1 protein-coding gene and 1 pseudogene are annotated in these 2,202 nt (G+C 55.5%); both read right to left on the bottom strand.

The features are described from left to right. Positions 1–1,910 (bottom strand): annotated as a pseudogene (locus ASE80_RS31695) (immunoglobulin-like domain-containing protein); the annotation flags it as partial. 1 nt (position 1,911) lies between these two features. Next, positions 1,912–2,186 (bottom strand): immunoglobulin-like domain-containing protein (locus tag ASE80_RS31690; protein ID WP_330219954.1); only part of this gene is annotated, 275 nt, incomplete at its 3' end. Between the last annotated feature and the right edge of the window lie 16 nt (positions 2,187–2,202).

The following is a 2,202-nucleotide window of genomic DNA, read 5'->3' as shown; positions in this document are numbered from 1 at the left end:
CGACGGTATCGCCAGCTTTGATGGTGATGCTCGAACCATTGTCCAACTTCAAGGTGACGTCAGTACCGGCCTTGTTGCTCAAGGTCGCGGTGTAGGTGATCTGACCGCCTTCGTTCACTGCAGACGGGGCTGTCAGTGTCACGGTGGTGGTGTTATCGGTACCCGGAGTATCCGTGACGGTAGTGCTTACAGGCGTTGTACCTGGAACCAAATTCTCGAAGTGTTCGCCGCCAGCCACATTAGTAATAGCAGTGGTGACGGTCTGGTCGCCCTTGTACACGTCATCTGGAGCTACAACGGTCACGCTGCCATTCGACTGATTAACGCCGATGGTAATGGTTTGGCCGTTATCGAGAGTGACGGTCAGCGGATTGGTGATGTTAGTCACTGCCGCGCCGTTTTTATCCACAAGGCTGGCGGTGTAGACGATGTTGCCGCCTTCACCGACGGTGGTGGTTGCGGTCAGAACCACATGTCGTAGTTGCACCATCACCAGCGACTTCCAGCTTCTCGAAGTTGCCGCCAGTGGTGTCAGTGATCTTGACCGTTTGGGTGCTCTTGTCGATGAACACGTCATCGCTTGGCGCAGGGACGGTCACGGTGCCGACGGTTTCACCGGCTTTGATGGTAATGCTCGAGCCATTGTCCAACTTCAACGTGACGTCAGTACCGGCCTTGTTGCTCAAGGTCGCGGTGTAGGTGATCTGACCGCCTTCGTTCACTGCAGACGGAGCTGTCAGTGTCACGGTGGTGGTGTTATCAGTACCCGGAGTATCGGTGACGGTGGTGCTCACCGGCGTGGTACCTGGGACCAGATTTTCGAAGTGCGCGCCGCCGGTCACATTAGTGATAGCGGTAGTGACGGTTTGGTCGCCCTTGTACACRTCATCTGGAGCKACAACGGTSACGCTGCCGTTCGACTGGTTCACACCGATGGTGATGGTCTGGCCGTTATCGAGAGTGACGGTCAACGGGTTGGTGATGTTGGTCACTGTCAACGGGTTGGTGATGTTGGTCACTGCCGCGCCGTTTTTATCCACAAGGCTGGCGGTGTAAACGATGTTGCCGCCTTCGCCGATTGTGGTGGTTGCRGTCAGAACCACATCGACCTTGTCGATGGTGTCGTTGATRGTCGTAGTTGCACCATCACCAGCSACTTCCAGCTTCTCGAAGTTACCGCCAGTGGTGTCAGTGATCTTGACGGTCTGAGTGCTCTTATCGATGAACACGTCATCGCCAGGTGCCGCAACAGTCACGGAGCCGACGGTGTCACCAGCCTTGATGGTGATGCTCGAACCGTTATCGAGTTTCAGGGTTACGTCAGTACCGGCCTTGTTGCTCAAGGTCGCGGTGTAGGTGATTTGACCACCTTCGTTGACGGCACTTGGTGCGGTCAACGTGACAGTAGTGGTGTTATCGGTGGCCTTGTTGCTCAAGGTCGCGGTGTAGGTGATTTGACCACCTTCGTTGACGGCACTTGGTGCGGTCAACGTGACAGTAGTGGTGTTATCGGTACCCGGAGTATCGGTGACGGTGGTGCTCACCGGCGTAGTACCTGGCACCAGATTTTCGAAGTGTTCGCCGCCAGCCACATTAGTAATAGCAGTGGTGACGGTCTGGTCGCCCTTGTACACGTCATCTGGAGCTACAACGGTGACGCTGCCGTTCGACTGGTTAACGCCGATGGTAATGGTCTGGCCATTATCCAGGGTCACGGTCAACGGGTTGGTGATGTTGGTCACTGCCGCGCCGTTTTTATCCACAAGGCTGGCGGTGTAAACGATGTTGCCGCCTTCACCCACGGTAGTGGTGGCGGTCAGAACCACATCGACCTTGTCGATGGTGTCGTTGATAGTCGTGGTTGCGCCATTACCTGCAACTTCCAACTTCTCGAAGTTACCGCCAGCAGTNGTGGCGGTCAGAACCACATCGACCTTGTCGATGGTGTCGTTGATAGTCGTGGTTGCGCCATTACCTGCAACTTCCAACTTCTCGAAGTTACCGCCAGCAGTGTCAGTGATCTTGACSGTCTGAGTGCTCTTATCGATGAACACGTCATCGCTTGGCGCAGGGACGGTCACGGTGCCAACGGTATCGCCAGCTTTGATGGTGATGCTCGAACCGTTATCGAGTTTCAGGGTTACATCGGTGCCCGCTTTATTAGAGAGCGTAGCGGTGTAMGTGATCTGACCGCCTTCGTTC

It is taken from the genome of Pseudomonas sp. Leaf15 (assembly GCF_001421425.1).
Lineage (GTDB): Bacteria > Pseudomonadota > Gammaproteobacteria > Pseudomonadales > Pseudomonadaceae > Aquipseudomonas > Aquipseudomonas salomonii.
The sequence above is the reverse complement of the archived record's forward strand: the minus strand, read 5'-3'. Positions and strand labels throughout refer to the sequence as shown.